This window comes from Algorimicrobium echini, from assembly GCF_900115185.1.
GTDB classification, from domain to species: domain Bacteria; phylum Bacteroidota; class Bacteroidia; order Flavobacteriales; family Flavobacteriaceae; genus Algorimicrobium; species Algorimicrobium echini.
The window spans coordinates 928,866-945,395 of record NZ_FOVN01000001.1; the positions used below are offsets into that span (position 1 = coordinate 928,866).

Here is a 16,530-nt window from a genome sequence, read left to right on the forward strand (position 1 = left end):
TGTTATTGAATTGATTTTAGGGCAATTTGAAGATTAATATTATGGTGTTTAATGATGATATGGTTTGCAATATTATTATTTATATCTGTAAACAAAAAGTGAACTTTCTCTTTTCGGTGTCCCGTGCGTATTATTTGATCCAACTGGTCTGAAACGTAATAAAAGTGGCTTTTACCTAAAATAGTTGTTTTGTATATATCAAAAGAGTCTTTTATATAACGCCGAGAAACCAAATTACGCTCTTGGACTAAAGCCTTAAAGTCCGTTTTTAAAAGATTTATTAGAAGTTTTTTATTGAGGTCATCTAGAATATAATTGACCTTAAAATTGGTTTCGGTAATAGAAAAATCGAACAGTTTTGCTCCCATCTCTGTTGTAAAAACCACGCGATGATTACCGTCTTCAATTTTTTTAATAATCAATAAACCACCAAAATTATTGTCGTAAACCTGAATGTTGGCTTTGTATACAAAATCTTGACTGGTGTCCGAGAAATAGGGATTTGTAATAAATTTGTTGCTTATTTCACGTTCAGTTAATTGGTGCTTTTTAGAATACGACCCACAACTAACCATTAAAAAACAACAACTAATTAGTAAATAGCGCATCAGAAACCGGATTGTTTAATTCTTTATTACTAAAAACAATTTTGGTGTAATCGCCAGATGGTTCTATCATTTTTACAATTTCAACATCCCCTTGTTTATTAAAAGTTAATTGGAAAGAAGCAATAAAGGATGCCGATTTTTTGTCTTTCGGTTTAAAGTAAACCAAGCCATTCTCACCAGATTTGTAGTATTCTATAATGAATTCTTCAGCGTTAAACATATCGCCTTTAATACTTTTTATAATGAGACTGTTTAGTTGTTTAAACAGCTTACTAGAACGCATATCAATATGGCTTTTTTTGCCTTCATCATTAATAAAAAGTGTTTCGTTTTTAAAAACAACCGAATATGCAAAAGGCTCAACATAGGACCATTTTACAAGGTTTGGAGCTTTAAAATGCAAGGTGCCTTTTGTAACTATATCATTAGATAAAAAATCCATGTGTTTATACTGTGTAAAAGCACTGGTTATAGTCTTGGTTGTTTTCGCCTGTTGTTTCACTAAGCTTTTTAAAGCGTCTGCTTCTGCTGAATTCATGGGTTTTTGCGCCTGTAAATTAATAACAAATAAAAGGCAAATTATCAGGATGTTACGCATATGCTTTAATATTAAATAAGGTGTCAATCGTTACAGATTGAAAATTATTTTCACGTAAAAATAACAATAACTGTTCCAAAACCCTAACCGATTTGTCACTCGTGTCATGTAATAAAATAACATCTCCCGATTTGAGATTTTTAGTTATTCGATTTAAAATCTGTTTTTCAGATAGATTTGTAGTATCTAGCGAGCGTTTATTCCAACCTATGGTTATTAAATTTAAATTTTGAACTGCTCGCCTAATATGAGGGTTGGTAACACCAAAAGCAGGACGATATAATTGAGGGTTTAAACCGCTGAGTTCTTTTATAACGCTATTTGTTTTTTCTAATTCTGATTGTACTCTTTCTGTATTATAAAAACCGAAATTATTAGCATGTGAATACGTATGATTCCCTATGGTATGACCAGCTGTTATAATTTGTTGAGATATTTCAGGATGAATTTCTATGTGCTTTCCGATGCAGAAGAACGTGGCTTTAGCCTGAAATTTATTTAATAATGCTAGAACTTGAGGTGTAAATTCTGAATTTGGACCATCATCAAAGGTAATGGATATATGGTTTTTTGTTGCGTTTTTATTACTATTCAGAATTTTTAAATGATAATTCCAACCAACTAATCCAGACCCTAAAGCTGTTACCATAAGCCAAATAAAAAGCAAGCATACAAACCACCAAATACTTATGGGGTTTACAAGGAATACAACTAATAAACTTATAAAAATAACAAGAGTTGCTACATTTATCGATTTAAAATTTAGCATTGACGTAGTAACGTGAAACTATGATTTTCTCCTCGGTACTGGTTGTATAAAAGTATGGTTTTATATTGAGAAGATACAATATTATTCATTTGAAATGCTTTTGGAGCAGATTGCGTTTTTAGAATATTTGTGGCCAAAAGTACGCCAAAAGAAGAAGCCGTATTAAATTCGCCTATCCAAGGTTTGTAAACAAATTGTTGGACGTTTTGAAAGTCGGTTGTTGCTAAATGATTATAAAAAGTATCAAATTCAACATCACCATTATTGCCTAATATAAGGGCGTCAATTTCGGAAGGGTGTAAGTTGTTTGCTAGTAAAAATTCGCGCGCTTTTTCGGCTACTGACTGTATCGGTAACGTATTAAACGTTTGTAAATCTGCAACAATGGCTAAAGAGGAATCTTGCTTTTTATTTGAAAGGACAAAAAAGTTAGCACCTTCACCATAAATGGCGCCTTTAGTATTAGAGTTTAACACCTTTGAACTTTCTACGGGTGTTTCTTTAATGTGATGGATTGCTTTATTGAGTAAAATAGTATGAGCAGCCAATTCATCAACACCACCAATTAAAATGTTTGTAGCTTCATCTAATTCTAATTGCATTTTGGCATCTAACAGAGCAGACTCAAACGAATTACTCCCATGAACGTAAGTAAAATTATAGCCTTTACACTGAATTTCCAGTGCAATTTGTCCGCCAACTGTATTATGTGTCGATTGAATAAATGGCGTTGGTGTTAAGTATTCTTCATTATTATCAATTATAGCACTTAAAAATTTTTCAGAGTCGTGTAAACAACCCATTCCAGTTCCTGTTATAATGGCATCCACGGTTTCCAAATTTGCTTTTTGTAGCGCTATTTTGGAAGCTACGATACTCATTTTAATACCTTTTGCCATACGTCTTGCGGCAGCTGGAGGAATAAAATCTTTATAGTTAGGATTTAAGGCAGGAATAGTCGTGTCATTATAAGAAATGATTTCTTTTAGAAAATCCGCATCATCCGTCGTATTTTGGGAAGAAACAGAACCAACACTATTTATATAGACGTTTTTCATTTGGCTTCTTTAGAAAATATAATGGTTGAACAATTTCCTCCAAAACCAAAAGAATTAGACATAACTGTTTTTAAAGGTTTTTCTTTAAGAGATATTTCAGGTGTTATTGAAAACTCCTGCATTTGGGTATGAAAGTTCAAATTGGGAAAAATAACATTATTCTGTAGGGCCAAAACAGCGTAAACCGCTTCAATAGCACCAGCAGCCGCTAATGTGTGTCCTGTATAGGCTTTTGTAGAACTGAATTCTGGTATATTATCACCAAAAACACGAATAATAGCGCGACCTTCAGACAAATCATTATTACCTGTTGCTGTTCCATGCGCATTGATATAATCAATATCCTTTGGTTTATAATTAGCAACTTCTAAGGCTTTTTCCATGGCTAACGTTGCACCATCACCGTTTTCAGAAGATGCCGTTTGATGAAAGGCATCATTTGCATTTCCATAACCTTTTACATAAGCCAAAACTGGTTTGTTTTCTGCTTTTACAACAGCATCCGATTCTAATACCAAATATGCTGCAGCTTCACCTAAATTTAATCCTTTACGGTTATCATCAAATGGCGTGTTATAGGTATCTGATAAAATCATGAGAGTTTTAAATCCGTTGATGGTAAATTTAGACATACAGTCCGAACCGCCAACAACCACTCGATCCAACTTTCCAGCTTTTATTAATCGAGCGCCAAGCATAATAGCATTGGCTGCTGATGAGCAAGCTGTACTGATGGTAGTTACCAAGCTTTCCTGGATACCTAATTGTTCCGCTATTTTTTGAGTCGAGTCGCCAGCATGATGACCAGCAATATATTTTTGTGTGCTTGTATCCTCCAAGTACTGATAATAATATTTTTCAGTCATATCCATTCCACCAACACTTGTGGCAGATATTAAACCTGTTTTATAAGCGGAAATATCTGTAATTCCAGCGTGTTTTATAGCTTCTTTGGCAGCAATAGCTCCTAAAAAGGCTGTTCTGGAATAATTATTTTCAGGAGGTAATTTTAAAAGTGTTTCAAGTTCTTGATTGGTATATGCAATTTCACCAACCATAATATCATTTTTATGTATGGTATCAATTTTTGAAACTCGCGTGATTCCTATATTTTCAGTAACAAGCGCGTTATAATTTTCAGCTACATTGTTTCCAATGGCAGAAATTATTCCCATTCCTGTTATTGCAATACCTTGACTCATATTATTTGTTTGCAGAATGCTGAAACCTTATTTAGAACGATGTTCAGTTATGTAAGCAGCCATGGTATTAACAGATTCAAAAATATGACGGCCTTCCTTTGGGTCTGTTAATTTAATGCCATAGTTTTTATCTAACATGACTATCAATTCTAATGCATCAATAGAATCTAGACCGAGTCCATCTCCAAAAAGCATATCATCATCACCAATGTCAGCAGTGGTCATATCTTCCAGATTTAACTGCTCAATTATGTTTTCTTTTAATTCTTGTTTTAGTGCGTCCATATTATGTATTATATAACGTTATTATCTGTTCTTTACTATGTGCTATTTTCCCATTCTTTGAAACTAAATATAAAAAAGCCTCATACTGATTTTCATCCAAATCTATCCAACCACATAGCACTTGGTCTGCTTTTTTCATATCCAATAAACTATTGGAGTAACTCGCTAAATGTTCTGCATTTAAGCTGTCAAAGATAAAAAAACTATTTTCAGAAAACAGCTTATATTTAATACTTATCTCGCCAATACAAATGTTAGGTAATGTATAAACAAATACTGCTGGACTTGGAAAATAGTTGTTCTTGTTTTGTATGGCTTCTTGATGCAAACGATCGGTATCTAAACTGGCTGCTTTATTAGAAAATACAATGGCTATATTTTCTTCTTTTTCTGGGTTTAGATTTTCATTTTTCAAAAGGACATCTGCAGCAATAAAAGCTAATTTACTTAAATTATCCATTTTAAAAAACTTGGCATATTTGGTATCTAAAGCTCGGTATGCGTTTTTTATAAAATCTGGAAATAATTTAGAATCATCTTCAAACACTATTTGTCCATTTAATGAAACCGTTTGGTTTTTAATATGGCAATAGGATTTTATGTGATAATTAGAGGCCATAATTTATTTTTTCTTACAAGCAAAAATAGTGTGATATTCGCCAACTGCACGATCTTCAATTAACTTTAAGCCTGCTTGGTCTATTAATTTTAATAATACTGTTGAAGGATACATTTTACTATTTCCGTTGGCCATGACGGTAAAGTAAAGCGAAGTAGCTTCTAAAATAAATTTTGCATTATCAAAACGTTGTCTGTCTGTAAAGGTTTCCATAATCAATACTTCACCATTATCTACAATTGCTGCTGCACACGCCTTTAATATAACCAGAATTTCAGCTTCAGAAAAACAATCTAAAAATTGACTCATCCAGATAACATCTGCTCCTTTAGGTAATTGTGGGTTCTCTGATAGCCAATCTATTTTATAATGCGAAACACGGTCTTTAAAACCTGCTAATTCTACGTTTTTTAACGCAATTTGTAATTGACCTGGTAAATCAATCATTTTAATGGAAACAGTTTCACTGTATTTACTACCACTAATGGCAAATTTACCGGTATTTGCACCCACATCATAAATAGTTTTTGGGTTGTTTCTGAAAACAAACTCTAAAGCTTCCTGAAATACTTCATCAGAGTAGTGGTGATCAAACTCAAACCATGCTTTTTGAACATTAGGAGGTAAAACAGAAAGACCTTGGTAAATAGTATCCCAATTACCTAACTCTTTTAATCCAGCTGGTTTGCCAGTTTCTATAGCTTCCGTTAAATGAAATAATCCTTTATAACAAACATCTTGCGTGAAATTGATATTAACATCAACTGTTCTGTCAAAAGCTAAAAAATAACCCGTTGTTGTAAGTTCAAAACAACCATTTTCATTTTTATCAACAATATTATAGCTTTCAGCAATTTCTAGAAGAACACCAATTCCATAATTACTTATATTCAATTCTTCAGAAATGTTTTCTAATGAAATACCTCCTTTTTTGCGATTTTGGAAAATAAGATTAAAAATCCCTAATTTACGAAGCGCAACAACGGCTTGAAAAACAAATGGTGCAAAGGCAATTTTTTCTGCTTCCTGAACAGCATCAATAGCTCTTATAGATTTTTTGCTCATAGTGTTTAGTTCGTTTTTTTAAAAATAACAGCCGTATTACAACCTCCAAAACCAGATGCCGTTTTTATAAAAGTGTGTAACATTTTGTTTGGTTGCGTGTTTTTAATAATATTTAAAGGTTGTGAAACACCTAATAAATTAAAGCCTTTTGAAGCATATAAGGTGTTATTTTTAAGACTGTGCATGCCAATAATAGTTTCTAAAAGACCAGATGCGCCAAGGGTATGTCCAAAATAACCTTTTAAACTATTAACGGGAACTCGGTGCAAATTGGAACGATTAAATGCTATGGCTTCCATTTCATCATTAAATTGCGTGGCTGTTCCATGTGCTGAAATAAAATCGATATCTGACGAATCCAGTTTAGCTTGTTTAAGGGCAGACTCAATACTTCGGTGCAGGCCTTCGCCAGTTCGGGATGGACCAGAAATATGATTGGCATCGTTACAGGAGCCTTCTCCTAAAACCTCTACAGCTTCATGTGCTAAATTTTCTTTATCTTTTGTTACTAAAACAGTAGCCGAAACTTCCCCTATATTAATGCCAACTCGGTCCTTGTCATAAGGTTTGCAGGGTTCATTACTTAAAGCTTGAAACGAGTTGAATCCGGATAAAATAAATTGACTAACAACATCACCACTAACTACAAAAACGTGATCATATACGTTTTGTAATATGTAGCGTTTTGCAATAGCCACTGCTAAAATTCCAGAAACACATGCGTTGGATACAATAATAGCATCGTTTTTAAAATCGAAAAAATTACGAATAGTATTTCCTAGTTCATGTAAATAGGCGCGCTCTTTTGGAAAGGGATTGTTTGTATCAAGCGCATCAATATTACCTTTTGTTGTGGAAATGATGAGTCCGACGCGCTCGTTTAACTCGATTTTAGAATCTGTAATCACCGAATGTAATGATGTAAGCATCATTTTTTCCAATCTAGTAAAGTCTGATTTTGGGTGCAGCTTTTGAAATTCAGTTTCCAAAACTTCAGAATCTATTAGTGCCGAATAAAACGGGTCCGGTAAAATAGCTGTATCATGAATACGCTTTAATCCAGATGTTTCATTATGAATTTGCTCCACAACCGTTTTGCTAGTAAAACCTAGAGCAGAAACAATATTGTTATATGAAACATACACATTAGTCATCCAATAATCCCACTTTTTGTTTCCATTCCTTAAAAAACAGTGGAATGTTTAATGATAAATCGCCTTCACCAATCTTTTCTACAAATACTTGAGTGGTTTCACCAGTACAAACTAGTTGATTATTTTGATTATAAATTTCATAGCGGAATACCATTTTTGCTGCTGGACTGTCTATAAAAATAGTTTTTACGGTAGCAATATCGCCATAGCGCAAAGGTAATTTATGATCTGTACTCGATTTTACAATGGGAGTTGCAAAGCCATATTTTTTTTGGTCTAAATATGAAATTCCATGCACCCGACCAAAAGCTTCTCGGCCATCTTCAAAATATTGAATATAATTTCCATGCCATACTATTCCTAGCGGATCGGTTTCTACAAAACGTACCCGAACCTCACTGGTATGAACAATTTCTTTTTGTTTAGACGGCATTCTTTTTTTCATTATAAATAATTGCAATTAAAGTTGTTGCAATAAAAAATAGGAGCAACAAACTGATTTCTGGTAAAATATCAATAAAAGATCCGTTTCGTAAAAATACATCGTAAAATGCATTTAAACCCCAATTCATGGGTGAAATATGTGATAGGGTTTGCATGACTTTTGGCATGACAAATACAGGAACCCAAACACCCCCTAAAGCAGCAAGAATAACCACGAAAGTTGCACCAAATGGAGCCGATTGTTCTTGTGTTTTTGCTATGGTTCCTAATAATAATCCTAAACCTATTGCCGCTAATCCAGCAAATGTAGCGACAACAAATAGTAATGGAATTCTACCAGAAACATCTAAAGTTGGTAAGCCAATAGCAGGGAAAACATATATGCCAATTAATAACATGAGTACAAACTGGATTAAGCAAACCACTAAATAAATAATTGTTTTTCCGCCTAAAACGGTTGCGTAGGAAACTGGGTTTGTGCGTAAACGTACAAACGTACCTTGGCTTTTTTCTTTAACAATATTAATAGAAAGAGGAACGATAATAAAAAATATGGCAAATAGTGTCCAAGCAGGTACGTTATGCTGAACTGAATTTGGTATCATTTCCTTATCCTCATCTGTTGGTAAAACTTCTTTAAACGTGATAAATGTATCGGTTTCAAAAATAACGTCGTTTGGATCGTCTGAAATTTGTTCTTGAAATGCTTTATAAATGGATTGTGTTTCTATTTTTGATATCATTTTATCAATGCCATTTTTTACAGAACTTTTAAATGTTAATTGGGTTGCTGGATCAAAGTAGAGGATAACTTGTTTGCTTTTAATTTTTCCAATTTCTTGAGTTTCATTGGGTTCTTCTAATCCAAATTTGGCAATGATACCATCAACATTTTGTGTTACTTTTTTCGAAAGACTGGATGATAAATTTTCAGGAATAATTATAGCTAATTGGTATTTTCCTTTAAATACCAAATCGCGTGCAGTGGTTTCTTCAGACTCTGTAATAACTTGAAAACTGCCTGATTCACTTAACCCATTCAAAATGATTTCAGATACATTCCCTTGGTCATTATCGACCACCAAAATAGGAATTTGACTATCAGTAACAGATTTAAATGTGCTATCTTGAATGAGTGTTATGGTAATAATTAACACCAAAGGCATAACAAAAAGTATGGCAATACCACCAATGTCTCGGGTTAATAATAAAAATTCCTTGTATGTTGAAGCCCATAGTTTATGCATGATCTCTTAAGGCTTTTCCTGTTATATTGATAAAGACATCTTCTAGGTTATTAGCACCAGGATGTTGTGTAATGAGTTCTTGAGGTTTTCCTTTTACAACTAATTTACCATGATCAATTATAGCTACACGTGTACAAAACGTCTCGGCCTCATTTAAATGATGAGATGTGTAAATAATAGTCGTACCATTTTTATTGAGATCTTGTAAAAAGGCAATTATTACATTTTTGGATTGTACATCTACGCCAACAGTTGGTTCGTCTAAAAACAAGACTTTTGGATTGTGAAGCACACTACCAATTAAATTGATACGTCTTTTCATGCCTCCTGAAAAGGTGTCAATTTTTTTATGAGCGAAGGCTAATAAACCTAAATGCTCCAGAGCAGAATTAATTTTGGTGTTCAAGTTTTTTCCTTTTAGGCCATACATACTGCCAAAGTATTTTAAGTTTTCGAAAGCCGTTAAAGATGGGTAAAGAGCATATTCTTGTGGAACAATACCAATAATTTGCTTTAGTTGATTTTTGTTTTTTTGATACGTTAATCCAGCTATTGAAAAAGTGCCAGATGTGGGCTTAATTAGGGAACACAAAATGGAAATAAGTGTTGTTTTTCCAGCACCATTTGGTCCTAATAAGCCAAAAATTTCTTTTTCACTAATAGATAAGTCCAAATTAGTTACCGAAAAGTTATCGGCACCTTTGTATTTTTTTGATATGTGCTGAATATCTATCACTTATTTAATGGCTTTTTTTAATTTTTTAAAGAATGCTTCTTCCTTTTCTGCTAGGGTTTCTAATTGCGAAGCAACGTTGTTATAGGCATCTTCTTTAGCGCTTCTATTTTTATAAATTCGAGAAGCATCTAGAGCAAAATCACGCCATAAATCGCCAATATCGGTCATTTCTTTTGATAAATCGGCTAATTTTGGATTGTTTAAAATGCCACTTGCTTCTTGTAAAAAAGCAGCAAAAATGTAACGGAATCCGCCACCACCTGTTCCAATTTCTTCTTGCATACGAACTACTTGGCCTAGATAGTGGTTAGCAACTTTAACACCTTTCTTTTTGGGCCATTTACGGATTAGTTTGGCTACATGACGAATGCCTTTTACACCTAATACTGGCATAGGAGCCAACATATCGCGACAGGTATGTTTTATGCCTTTTATAATGGCTTTTTCGATATCTAATTTTTCAGGAAATGAAATTGGGTAATACATATGCCCTTTCGGAGCAAATGGTCCTTTAGCAAAACGGACTTTTTCGAGTTCTTTTTCCGTTAAAGTTGTTACGGTTTCCATAACAGGATCACTAATTAAATACCTATCCTGTTCTTTTCCATATACAATAAGGTTGTGCGCATTAAAATGAAAACGATATTCGTCTGGGAAATAAACTAAATTATATACACCAACTTGTAGGCCAACTGGATTGTTGTTTTCTAAATTGGTATCCAGTCTTTCTTTGGCAACTTGAGGGTTTTTAAATTTTTCGCGCTTTATTTCAATACCAACACGTTTAGCAAATCGTTTAAATATAAAGCCTGGCATGGCTCTATAAGTCAGAGCAGGTGCATGGTTTACCTTTAAAAATGGAATGTAACAATACAGAAGTCCAGACCCAATACCAAATGCTAAAGGCTCACTTATTTGAAAGCCATGATGTTTCATTAAATTGGAAATCACACCGTTTTCACAATGAGCTGTTTGATGATGTGTGAAATTAATTTCCATGTTTGGTGATATCTTTTAGTTGTTCCACTGAAACATCAAAGGTATCTGCATACTTTTGAAGTTTTTTGTTTGAAAGTTTTTTAAAAATTGTTGGTTTAAAATGACGTTTTACACGCCAAGACCACATACCAACATAACTGGCTAGAATGGATACATCCATTTTATGAAACTCCATATAGTATTCTATTGGGCTTGTTTTATTTTTTAAAACACGTCTTTTTGCATCTGCAATACGCGCATTAATTTCTTCTATAGCTTGATTTAAAGCAATGGTTTTTGGATCCCAACCAGAACTATTTACAGTTGTATAGTTTCCATCGTCGTCTAAGGCGTAACATAATTCTTTAAGTTTAGCCGTTTCTAAATTACTGGTGTCTTGAGGAACTTCGTCTTTTTTCATGCTGAAGTTATTTAAGTTCTTGAATAACTAAATTCAATTCACAAGATAGCAATTCTATATGTTCTAACGTAATACGACAACTTAAGGTGCAAATACTGTATTCGTCTGTATCAAAACGCGATTTCAATGTGGCATTTGTCAGGATTGTGCTACCTACTTTTGGGCAGGATTTTATGGTGACTTTTTTAATAGCACTGATAAAACCTATGAGCTTTGTACCTTCGCCTTCAACATCATTTTCATTAAAAAAGCTTTTTCCAACTATTGACGAGCAGGTTTGTGCCGCATTTTCTACCAAACCAGCTTCATTGAACACGCCATTTTCATTAAAAATACAATCTGGTTTTATAGTAAATGTTGTAGAAACGTGGGTGTCATCAAGTGTAAGAAGTTGATCAACCATTAAAAATGGCGATCTGTGAGGTAAAAATTTAGCGATATCTAGGTGCCGAACATCCATTAGCTAGCAATAACGGTTTTCATTTCGCTTTGAGCAATTACCAGTTCCGCTTCATTTAGCACCTGAACTTCAACCATGGTTACACCCATAAATTCATGTAAAATGGTTACGTTGGTAGTGATGTTTTCATTTATTTTAGGAAGCTTCAGGATTTTTATGGATTTTATTGAGCCAATATAACCAGTTGGCGCTGCTTCTCCTTTAAGAAAATATGCATAACCAGTGTGTAAAGCGACCGATTGAGCCATGTTTTCTATTAATCCGGGTTCTGTTAAATAATCACTCTCGATAAAAATATTAGACTCTAAAATTCTAAAACTAGATACTAAATTATCAGTTGAAAATTCCACTAATGTATCAACCATAACAAAAGGTGATTTTTGTGGAATTAAATTAGCTATATTGGTAATAGGTAAGAGTTGCGTTGTCATTATTTAGCAAACGGTTAAAAGTGCATATGCATATGAAAAACGGGAACTTTCAGGAACCGAAAGTAATATTTTCTGGCCTTTTTTAAGTTTCCCAGAATGTGCAAGTTCTTCTAACATTAAAAAGATAGATGCTGAACCCACATTACCTACTTTACTTAAATTCATAAACCAATTTTCCCAAGGTATTTCAACACCATTATCTACCATTTCTTGATAGAGTTTATCTTTAAAAAAATGTGAAGAAATATGTGGTAAATAGTAATCTATCTCACTAGGTTTTAAATCGTGTTTAGTTAGGGCGCGTTTTAAGCTGTCAACACCTTTTTTAAGGATATTAGCACTTAATAGTTTCACATCTTGTTTGATAGCAAATAAAGATTTTTCGCTCCAATCGCTTGTTTTATACTCACTCCATGGTTTTAAAAAACCATTCTCAAGCTTATCTCCTCCAGCATACATGCAGGCTTCAAGCTCATGAGCATAGGAGTAACCCTCCATCCATTCTATTCGCAAAGGTGTTTCCCCATTTGGTTCATTTTCTAATAGAAATGCACCAGCACCATCAGAGAGCATCCAACGTAAAAAATCTTTATTAAAAGCTAAAATGGGGTTGTCTTCTAAAGCCTGTAAATGTTTAATTTCGTTTTCAAATATATGTCCTTTCATCCACGAGGAAATTCGTTCAGATCCGGATGCTATGGCATTATTTGTTTGTCCCGATTTTACAGATAGAAACCCAAACTTTAAGGCATTCATACCAGAACAACAGGCACCTGAAGGTGAGTTTATTTCAACATTGTCACACTTTAAAAAACCATGAACCATAGCAGCATGAGATGGTAATATTTGATCAGGACTTGAAGTGCCACAGGATAATAAATCAATATCTGAGGACGTAAAATTTTCATCAAAAAGTTGCTCAATGGCTTCTTTGGCAAGTTGCGCATTGTTATGAGTTACATTCCCGTCATCATCTAATGCGTAATAGCGTGTTTTTATTTGATTGTTGCGTAAAACAATCCTACGTCCTTTGGACGCTTTTCCGTTTATAATTCCTAATTTATCTTCCATCTCATCATTACTGATAGGACGATTTGGTAAAAATTTTGATATTTTAGTAATGTATACTTCCTTCATTTTAAACTTCCTTCTCTTTTAATGCAACAGATGCGTAATATACTTTTTCTTTTTTTATTTGGCTATAAAATGGTAAATAAGTCAACAAAAATAAGATAAAAACTAGTGGCGAAATTAACCAAATTGCAATTAATAAGTAATAATTAAATAATTTAACTAAAAACCGTCTTTTTGAAGTGTTTTTCTCACTTTTTGTGCTAATCATATCTGCCCATTTTGAGAATATTGCATTAGCACGCTTATCAACTGTTATTAAAAACGGTTTTATTTTTACGGCGCCAACATTTAAAAGATTGTTTTGTAAGTTATTATAGTTATTTTGGTTAAGGTGTTCAGCAATTACGGTTCCAAATTTTGTGGCTTCATCAATATCTTTTTGAGAGACACCTGGTTTTGGGAAAATCCCTAAAAATCGTTTTTTTACACCTGTAAACATCCATTGGACAATGGTAATAACGCTAACGTGATTTATATGTCTGTCTACCAATACAATGTTACCAACTAAATTAGCTTGAAGTTCTTGTAGTTTACTCTTCATTTTTTCTTGAGCCATTATCCACATATTCCTACAACCAATTACGGTTATTACTGGCGTGTTTTTGAAAAGTTTTTTAGCTTCGGGTGTTGCTAGAAATGAGGTGGTTGGTAGTGAGGGCGTTAAATACCAAACGGAATATCCAAATAAAATTAAATCGTATTTTTTGTTTAAAATAGATTCGGAAATGGGTTTTATCTGCCGTGGTTCTTGGCGAAAAGTTTCTGGAAAAACTCCAAAAAACTGTTCTTTATTCCATGGAAATGGGAACGTTTCTTCCATGTGAATATTTAAATAAGTGAAAGCCGTTTCGTCATTTTTCATTGATTTAACGATATTGTTCAAAATCTCGGTTAATTGGCCTGATTGCGAATAATAGATGACTAAAACTTGTTTCATGTTAGGTGTTTTTAGAGTCCCAAAAATCAAAATAATTAAACCATTGTAATGGGTATTTTTTTAACATCCATGTTAAACTTTCGGTATATTCTTTTAGTAAACCTTGAGCATCGCGATGTTTAGCTTTGGAGCGTCTAGCATATAAATGATAATGTTTGTTGGTTTCTTTCATAACATAGACAAATAAAACCGGCACATTTAATCTGGAAGCTAAAAGAAACGGGCCAGCTGGAAATTTAGCGGATTTTCCTAGTAATATTTCAGATAGATATTTTGTGTCTTTAGTGTATCTATCTCCCGTTATACAAACTATTTCATTTCTAGCTAAAGCTGCGTTGACCTCAAAAATATGAGATAAATCTTCACTTATAATAATAAGATTGATGTTAGATTTTTTACGGACACTATCTAAATAATTTTTAATATCTGTATGCTCTACGTCTGTTGTTAATAAACTAATGGAAGCATTATCATCTAATTGATTGAAAAAATATTCAGATATTTCAAAATTTCCCACATGAGCACTAATTAATATTCCACCTTTTTTTTCTTGTAAGGTTTCAGTGATATTATGGATACCATCAAATTCATAGGTAAATTTATTACTCAAATTTGAAGATATAGCAATTTTATCTAATATGGTTTGTCCAAATACATAGTAGCTTTTGTAAATACTTAAATAACTCTTGAAGCTAGAATAGTTTAGTCGCTTTTTAAAGTAATAATAAATATCTTTAGTGCTTTCTTTTGAAAAAAAACAGAAATAAGCAGCTACAAAATATAGTACAACATAAGAGACACTCATCCCTAAGTGCTTCATGAAGAAGACAAATATTTTATAACCAAGAACGGTTCCTCTTGATTTTCCTTGCCATTCTGTAGCCATAAAAAAAACGGATATAGATTAGCTTAATTTGCGCTCAATAAGATTATAAAAATCTTGAAGTGTAGTAACGTTTACAAAGTCTTCACCTACTAATTTTACACCAAAATTAGACTCAACTGCAACGACTAAATCTACAAAATCTAGACTGTCAAGCTCTAAAGTGTTCTTAAGGTTTGCTTCTGGAGAAATATCATCACTTTCTACTTCAAACTCATCAATAAGAAAGTCGTTTATTTTTTCAATAATAACTTCTTTTGTCATTTCCACAAAATTATTTTTTAATAATTAAAGCCGAATTTGTTCCCCCAAATCCAAACGAATTAGACAAAAATACATCAAATTTTTTATCTAACGTTTTGTTAACTAAATTTAATTTACTTGCTGCTTGATCTACTTCCTCTAGATTGATGTTGGGTGCAATAAAATCATTCTGCATCATTAGGATGGAATATAGTACTTCACTAGCTCCAGCCATCCAGCACTCATGTCCTGTCATGGATTTAGTAGAACTAACGTATGGGCCATTTTCTCCAAAAACTTCTAATATAGCTAACGCTTCATTGGCGTCTCCAACTGGTGTTGAGGTTGCGTGCGCATTCACATAATCAATATCTGACGCTTTAATTTCAGCTTGTTTTATAGCCATTTTCATGGCGCGTGCAGGACCGTCCACGTTAGGTGTTGATATATGATCTCCATTGGAGGAAAATCCATATCCAATAACTTCACCGTAAATTTGGGCACCGCGTTTAATTGCAGACTCATAAGTTTCTAAAATTAATGTAGCTGCACCACCACTTGGAACCAAACCATCTCTATTTTTATCAAATGGACGAGAAGCTTTTTTGGGATCACTATTAATAGAGAAAACACCTAAACCATCAAAACTGCCCATGGCAATAGCATTTATTTCTTGGGCACCTCCACAAATAACGTAGTCTTGAAGACCGCTTTTAATGAGTTGATATGCCATGCCAATAGAATGAGATCCACTGGCACAGGCTGCACTAATAGTAAAATTAATACCACGCAATTTAAATATAGTGGACAAATTCATAGTAACAGACGAATTCATTGCTTGAAATATAGCGCCAGAACCTACAAGTGTTGTGTCTTTTTTCTCACGTATTTTATCAACAGATTCTACAACAGATTTAGCTGTACTATCATTTCCATATAAAATACCAACCTCATGTTGGTCTAAAAAATCTTGTGATATTTTTGCATTTTCAAGGGCCTCTAGTGTTGCTATATAGGCATATTCACCTTCTTCACCCAAACTAATGCGTTGCCTACGGGATAATAAATTTTTTAGGTTAGGTTGCTTGACCATGCCAGTTAAAGGGGAACGATAACCAAAGTCTAGCCGATCCTTATCAGCTATAATTCCAGATTCACCTTTATAAAGTGATTGTTTTACAGCTTCTAAATTTTCACCTATGCAGGAATAAATACCCATCCCAGAAATCACAACTCTTCTCATTTTATCAAACAACAT

The 16,530-nt window shown here is 33.4% G+C and carries 21 protein-coding genes; all 21 read right to left on the bottom strand.

What is annotated here, in order from left to right:
• Positions 1-2 precede the first annotated feature (2 nt).
• The 21 genes from BM239_RS04175 to BM239_RS04275 all read right to left on the bottom strand — a co-directional run bounded on the left by BM239_RS04175 (position 3) and on the right by BM239_RS04275 (position 16,515).
• The gene (locus tag BM239_RS04175; protein ID WP_092206364.1) at positions 3-608 is read right to left on the bottom strand and encodes a flexirubin biosynthesis protein LolB2; all 606 of its coding nucleotides are present in this window, start codon (positions 606-608) and stop codon (positions 3-5) included.
• Positions 589-1,146 carry a flexirubin biosynthesis/transport protein LolA2 gene (locus BM239_RS04180; RefSeq protein ID WP_092206365.1) on the bottom strand — a complete coding sequence of 186 codons (558 nt, stop codon included), beginning with the start codon at positions 1,144-1,146 and terminating at the stop codon, positions 589-591. Before BM239_RS04180 ends, BM239_RS04175 begins: the two co-directional genes overlap by 20 nt.
• A gap of 52 nt (positions 1,147-1,198) precedes the next feature.
• A complete protein-coding gene (locus BM239_RS04185) occupies positions 1,199-1,855 on the bottom strand; it encodes a polysaccharide deacetylase family protein (protein WP_245758188.1) in 657 nt (218 codons plus the stop codon).
• A 113-nt stretch (positions 1,856-1,968) separates the two neighbouring features.
• Positions 1,969-3,033 (bottom strand): beta-ketoacyl synthase chain length factor, encoded by a 1,065-nt coding sequence (locus BM239_RS04190; RefSeq protein ID WP_092206367.1) that lies wholly within the window; start codon positions 3,031-3,033, stop codon positions 1,969-1,971.
• Entirely contained in the window at positions 3,030-4,235 is a 1,206-nt protein-coding gene (locus BM239_RS04195) for a beta-ketoacyl-[acyl-carrier-protein] synthase family protein (RefSeq protein ID WP_092206368.1), read from the bottom strand. Before BM239_RS04195 ends, BM239_RS04190 begins: the two co-directional genes overlap by 4 nt.
• Before the next feature lie 27 nt (positions 4,236-4,262).
• Positions 4,263-4,520 carry a phosphopantetheine-binding protein gene (locus BM239_RS04200; protein WP_092206369.1) on the bottom strand — a complete coding sequence of 86 codons (258 nt, stop codon included), beginning with the start codon at positions 4,518-4,520 and terminating at the stop codon, positions 4,263-4,265.
• A gap of 1 nt (position 4,521) precedes the next feature.
• The gene (locus tag BM239_RS04205) at positions 4,522-5,139 is read right to left on the bottom strand and encodes a 3-oxoacyl-ACP synthase (protein ID WP_092206370.1); all 618 of its coding nucleotides are present in this window, start codon (positions 5,137-5,139) and stop codon (positions 4,522-4,524) included.
• A gap of 3 nt (positions 5,140-5,142) precedes the next feature.
• On the bottom strand, positions 5,143-6,204 hold the full coding sequence (locus tag BM239_RS04210) for a methyltransferase (RefSeq protein ID WP_092206371.1): 1,062 nt from the start codon (positions 6,202-6,204) through the stop codon (positions 5,143-5,145).
• A 5-nt stretch (positions 6,205-6,209) separates the two neighbouring features.
• Positions 6,210-7,358 (bottom strand): beta-ketoacyl-[acyl-carrier-protein] synthase family protein, encoded by a 1,149-nt coding sequence (locus tag BM239_RS04215; protein WP_092206372.1) that lies wholly within the window; start codon positions 7,356-7,358, stop codon positions 6,210-6,212.
• Positions 7,351-7,803 carry an acyl-CoA thioesterase gene (locus tag BM239_RS04220; protein ID WP_092206373.1) on the bottom strand — a complete coding sequence of 151 codons (453 nt, stop codon included), beginning with the start codon at positions 7,801-7,803 and terminating at the stop codon, positions 7,351-7,353. Before BM239_RS04220 ends, BM239_RS04215 begins: the two co-directional genes overlap by 8 nt.
• Positions 7,781-9,049: an ABC transporter permease gene (locus BM239_RS04225; RefSeq protein ID WP_092206374.1), complete on the bottom strand. Its 1,269-nt coding sequence runs from the start codon at positions 9,047-9,049 to the stop codon at positions 7,781-7,783. The genes BM239_RS04220 and BM239_RS04225 overlap by 23 nt, the downstream gene beginning before the upstream one ends.
• Positions 9,042-9,785, bottom strand: coding sequence for an ABC transporter ATP-binding protein (locus BM239_RS04230; protein ID WP_092206375.1), 744 nt, complete (start codon positions 9,783-9,785; stop codon positions 9,042-9,044). The genes BM239_RS04225 and BM239_RS04230 overlap by 8 nt, the downstream gene beginning before the upstream one ends.
• Entirely contained in the window at positions 9,786-10,784 is a 999-nt protein-coding gene (locus BM239_RS04235) for a BtrH-related acyltransferase DarH (protein ID WP_092206376.1), read from the bottom strand. It abuts the gene before it with no gap.
• On the bottom strand, positions 10,774-11,184 hold the full coding sequence (locus BM239_RS04240) for a flexirubin biosynthesis protein DarG (RefSeq protein ID WP_092206377.1): 411 nt from the start codon (positions 11,182-11,184) through the stop codon (positions 10,774-10,776). Before BM239_RS04240 ends, BM239_RS04235 begins: the two co-directional genes overlap by 11 nt.
• A 7-nt stretch (positions 11,185-11,191) precedes the next feature.
• A complete protein-coding gene (locus BM239_RS04245) occupies positions 11,192-11,587 on the bottom strand; it encodes a hotdog family protein (RefSeq protein WP_245758189.1) in 396 nt (131 codons plus the stop codon).
• A gap of 56 nt (positions 11,588-11,643) precedes the next feature.
• A complete protein-coding gene (locus BM239_RS04250; RefSeq protein WP_092206379.1) occupies positions 11,644-12,075 on the bottom strand; it encodes a hotdog family protein in 432 nt (143 codons plus the stop codon).
• Positions 12,076-12,078: 3 nt separating this feature from the next.
• Positions 12,079-13,212, bottom strand: a complete 1,134-nt coding sequence (locus tag BM239_RS04255; RefSeq protein ID WP_092206380.1) for a dialkylresorcinol biosynthesis protein DarB — start codon at positions 13,210-13,212, stop codon at positions 12,079-12,081.
• Position 13,213: 1 nt separating this feature from the next.
• A complete protein-coding gene (locus tag BM239_RS04260; protein WP_092206381.1) occupies positions 13,214-14,146 on the bottom strand; it encodes a hypothetical protein in 933 nt (310 codons plus the stop codon).
• Between the two features lies 1 nt (position 14,147).
• The gene (locus BM239_RS04265) at positions 14,148-15,032 is read right to left on the bottom strand and encodes an LpxL/LpxP family acyltransferase (protein WP_092206382.1); all 885 of its coding nucleotides are present in this window, start codon (positions 15,030-15,032) and stop codon (positions 14,148-14,150) included.
• A gap of 18 nt (positions 15,033-15,050) precedes the next feature.
• Entirely contained in the window at positions 15,051-15,293 is a 243-nt protein-coding gene (locus BM239_RS04270; RefSeq protein ID WP_092206383.1) for an acyl carrier protein, read from the bottom strand.
• A gap of 10 nt (positions 15,294-15,303) precedes the next feature.
• The gene (locus BM239_RS04275) at positions 15,304-16,515 is read right to left on the bottom strand and encodes a beta-ketoacyl-[acyl-carrier-protein] synthase family protein (protein ID WP_092206781.1); all 1,212 of its coding nucleotides are present in this window, start codon (positions 16,513-16,515) and stop codon (positions 15,304-15,306) included.
• Positions 16,516-16,530 lie beyond the last annotated feature (15 nt).

Excerpts from the sequence above, each read along its gene's own strand:
- BM239_RS04250 (WP_092206379.1), bottom strand. The coding sequence starts at position 12,075 with ATGACAACGCAACTCTTACCTATTACCAATATAGCTAATTTAATTCCA.
- BM239_RS04270 (WP_092206383.1), bottom strand. The coding sequence starts at position 15,293 with ATGACAAAAGAAGTTATTATTGAAAAAATAAACGACTTTCTTATTGAT.
- BM239_RS04190 (WP_092206367.1), bottom strand. The coding sequence starts at position 3,033 with ATGAAAAACGTCTATATAAATAGTGTTGGTTCTGTTTCTTCCCAAAAT.
- BM239_RS04255 (WP_092206380.1), bottom strand. The coding sequence starts at position 13,212 with ATGAAGGAAGTATACATTACTAAAATATCAAAATTTTTACCAAATCGT.
- BM239_RS04175 (WP_092206364.1), bottom strand. The coding sequence starts at position 608 with ATGCGCTATTTACTAATTAGTTGTTGTTTTTTAATGGTTAGTTGTGGG.
- BM239_RS04195 (WP_092206368.1), bottom strand. The coding sequence starts at position 4,235 with ATGAGTCAAGGTATTGCAATAACAGGAATGGGAATAATTTCTGCCATT.
- BM239_RS04245 (WP_245758189.1), bottom strand. The coding sequence starts at position 11,587 with ATGGTTGATCAACTTCTTACACTTGATGACACCCACGTTTCTACAACA.
- BM239_RS04180 (WP_092206365.1), bottom strand. The coding sequence starts at position 1,146 with ATGAATTCAGCAGAAGCAGACGCTTTAAAAAGCTTAGTGAAACAACAG.
- BM239_RS04275 (WP_092206781.1), bottom strand. The coding sequence starts at position 16,515 with ATGAGAAGAGTTGTGATTTCTGGGATGGGTATTTATTCCTGCATAGGT.
- BM239_RS04215 (WP_092206372.1), bottom strand. The coding sequence starts at position 7,358 with ATGACTAATGTGTATGTTTCATATAACAATATTGTTTCTGCTCTAGGT.
- BM239_RS04185 (WP_245758188.1), bottom strand. The coding sequence starts at position 1,855 with ATGGTAACAGCTTTAGGGTCTGGATTAGTTGGTTGGAATTATCATTTA.
- BM239_RS04265 (WP_092206382.1), bottom strand. The coding sequence starts at position 15,032 with ATGGCTACAGAATGGCAAGGAAAATCAAGAGGAACCGTTCTTGGTTAT.
- BM239_RS04235 (WP_092206376.1), bottom strand. The coding sequence starts at position 10,784 with ATGGAAATTAATTTCACACATCATCAAACAGCTCATTGTGAAAACGGT.
- BM239_RS04220 (WP_092206373.1), bottom strand. The coding sequence starts at position 7,803 with ATGAAAAAAAGAATGCCGTCTAAACAAAAAGAAATTGTTCATACCAGT.
- BM239_RS04260 (WP_092206381.1), bottom strand. The coding sequence starts at position 14,146 with ATGAAACAAGTTTTAGTCATCTATTATTCGCAATCAGGCCAATTAACC.
- BM239_RS04205 (WP_092206370.1), bottom strand. The coding sequence starts at position 5,139 with ATGGCCTCTAATTATCACATAAAATCCTATTGCCATATTAAAAACCAA.
- BM239_RS04240 (WP_092206377.1), bottom strand. The coding sequence starts at position 11,184 with ATGAAAAAAGACGAAGTTCCTCAAGACACCAGTAATTTAGAAACGGCT.
- BM239_RS04225 (WP_092206374.1), bottom strand. The coding sequence starts at position 9,049 with ATGCATAAACTATGGGCTTCAACATACAAGGAATTTTTATTATTAACC.
- BM239_RS04200 (WP_092206369.1), bottom strand. The coding sequence starts at position 4,520 with ATGGACGCACTAAAACAAGAATTAAAAGAAAACATAATTGAGCAGTTA.
- BM239_RS04210 (WP_092206371.1), bottom strand. The coding sequence starts at position 6,204 with ATGAGCAAAAAATCTATAAGAGCTATTGATGCTGTTCAGGAAGCAGAA.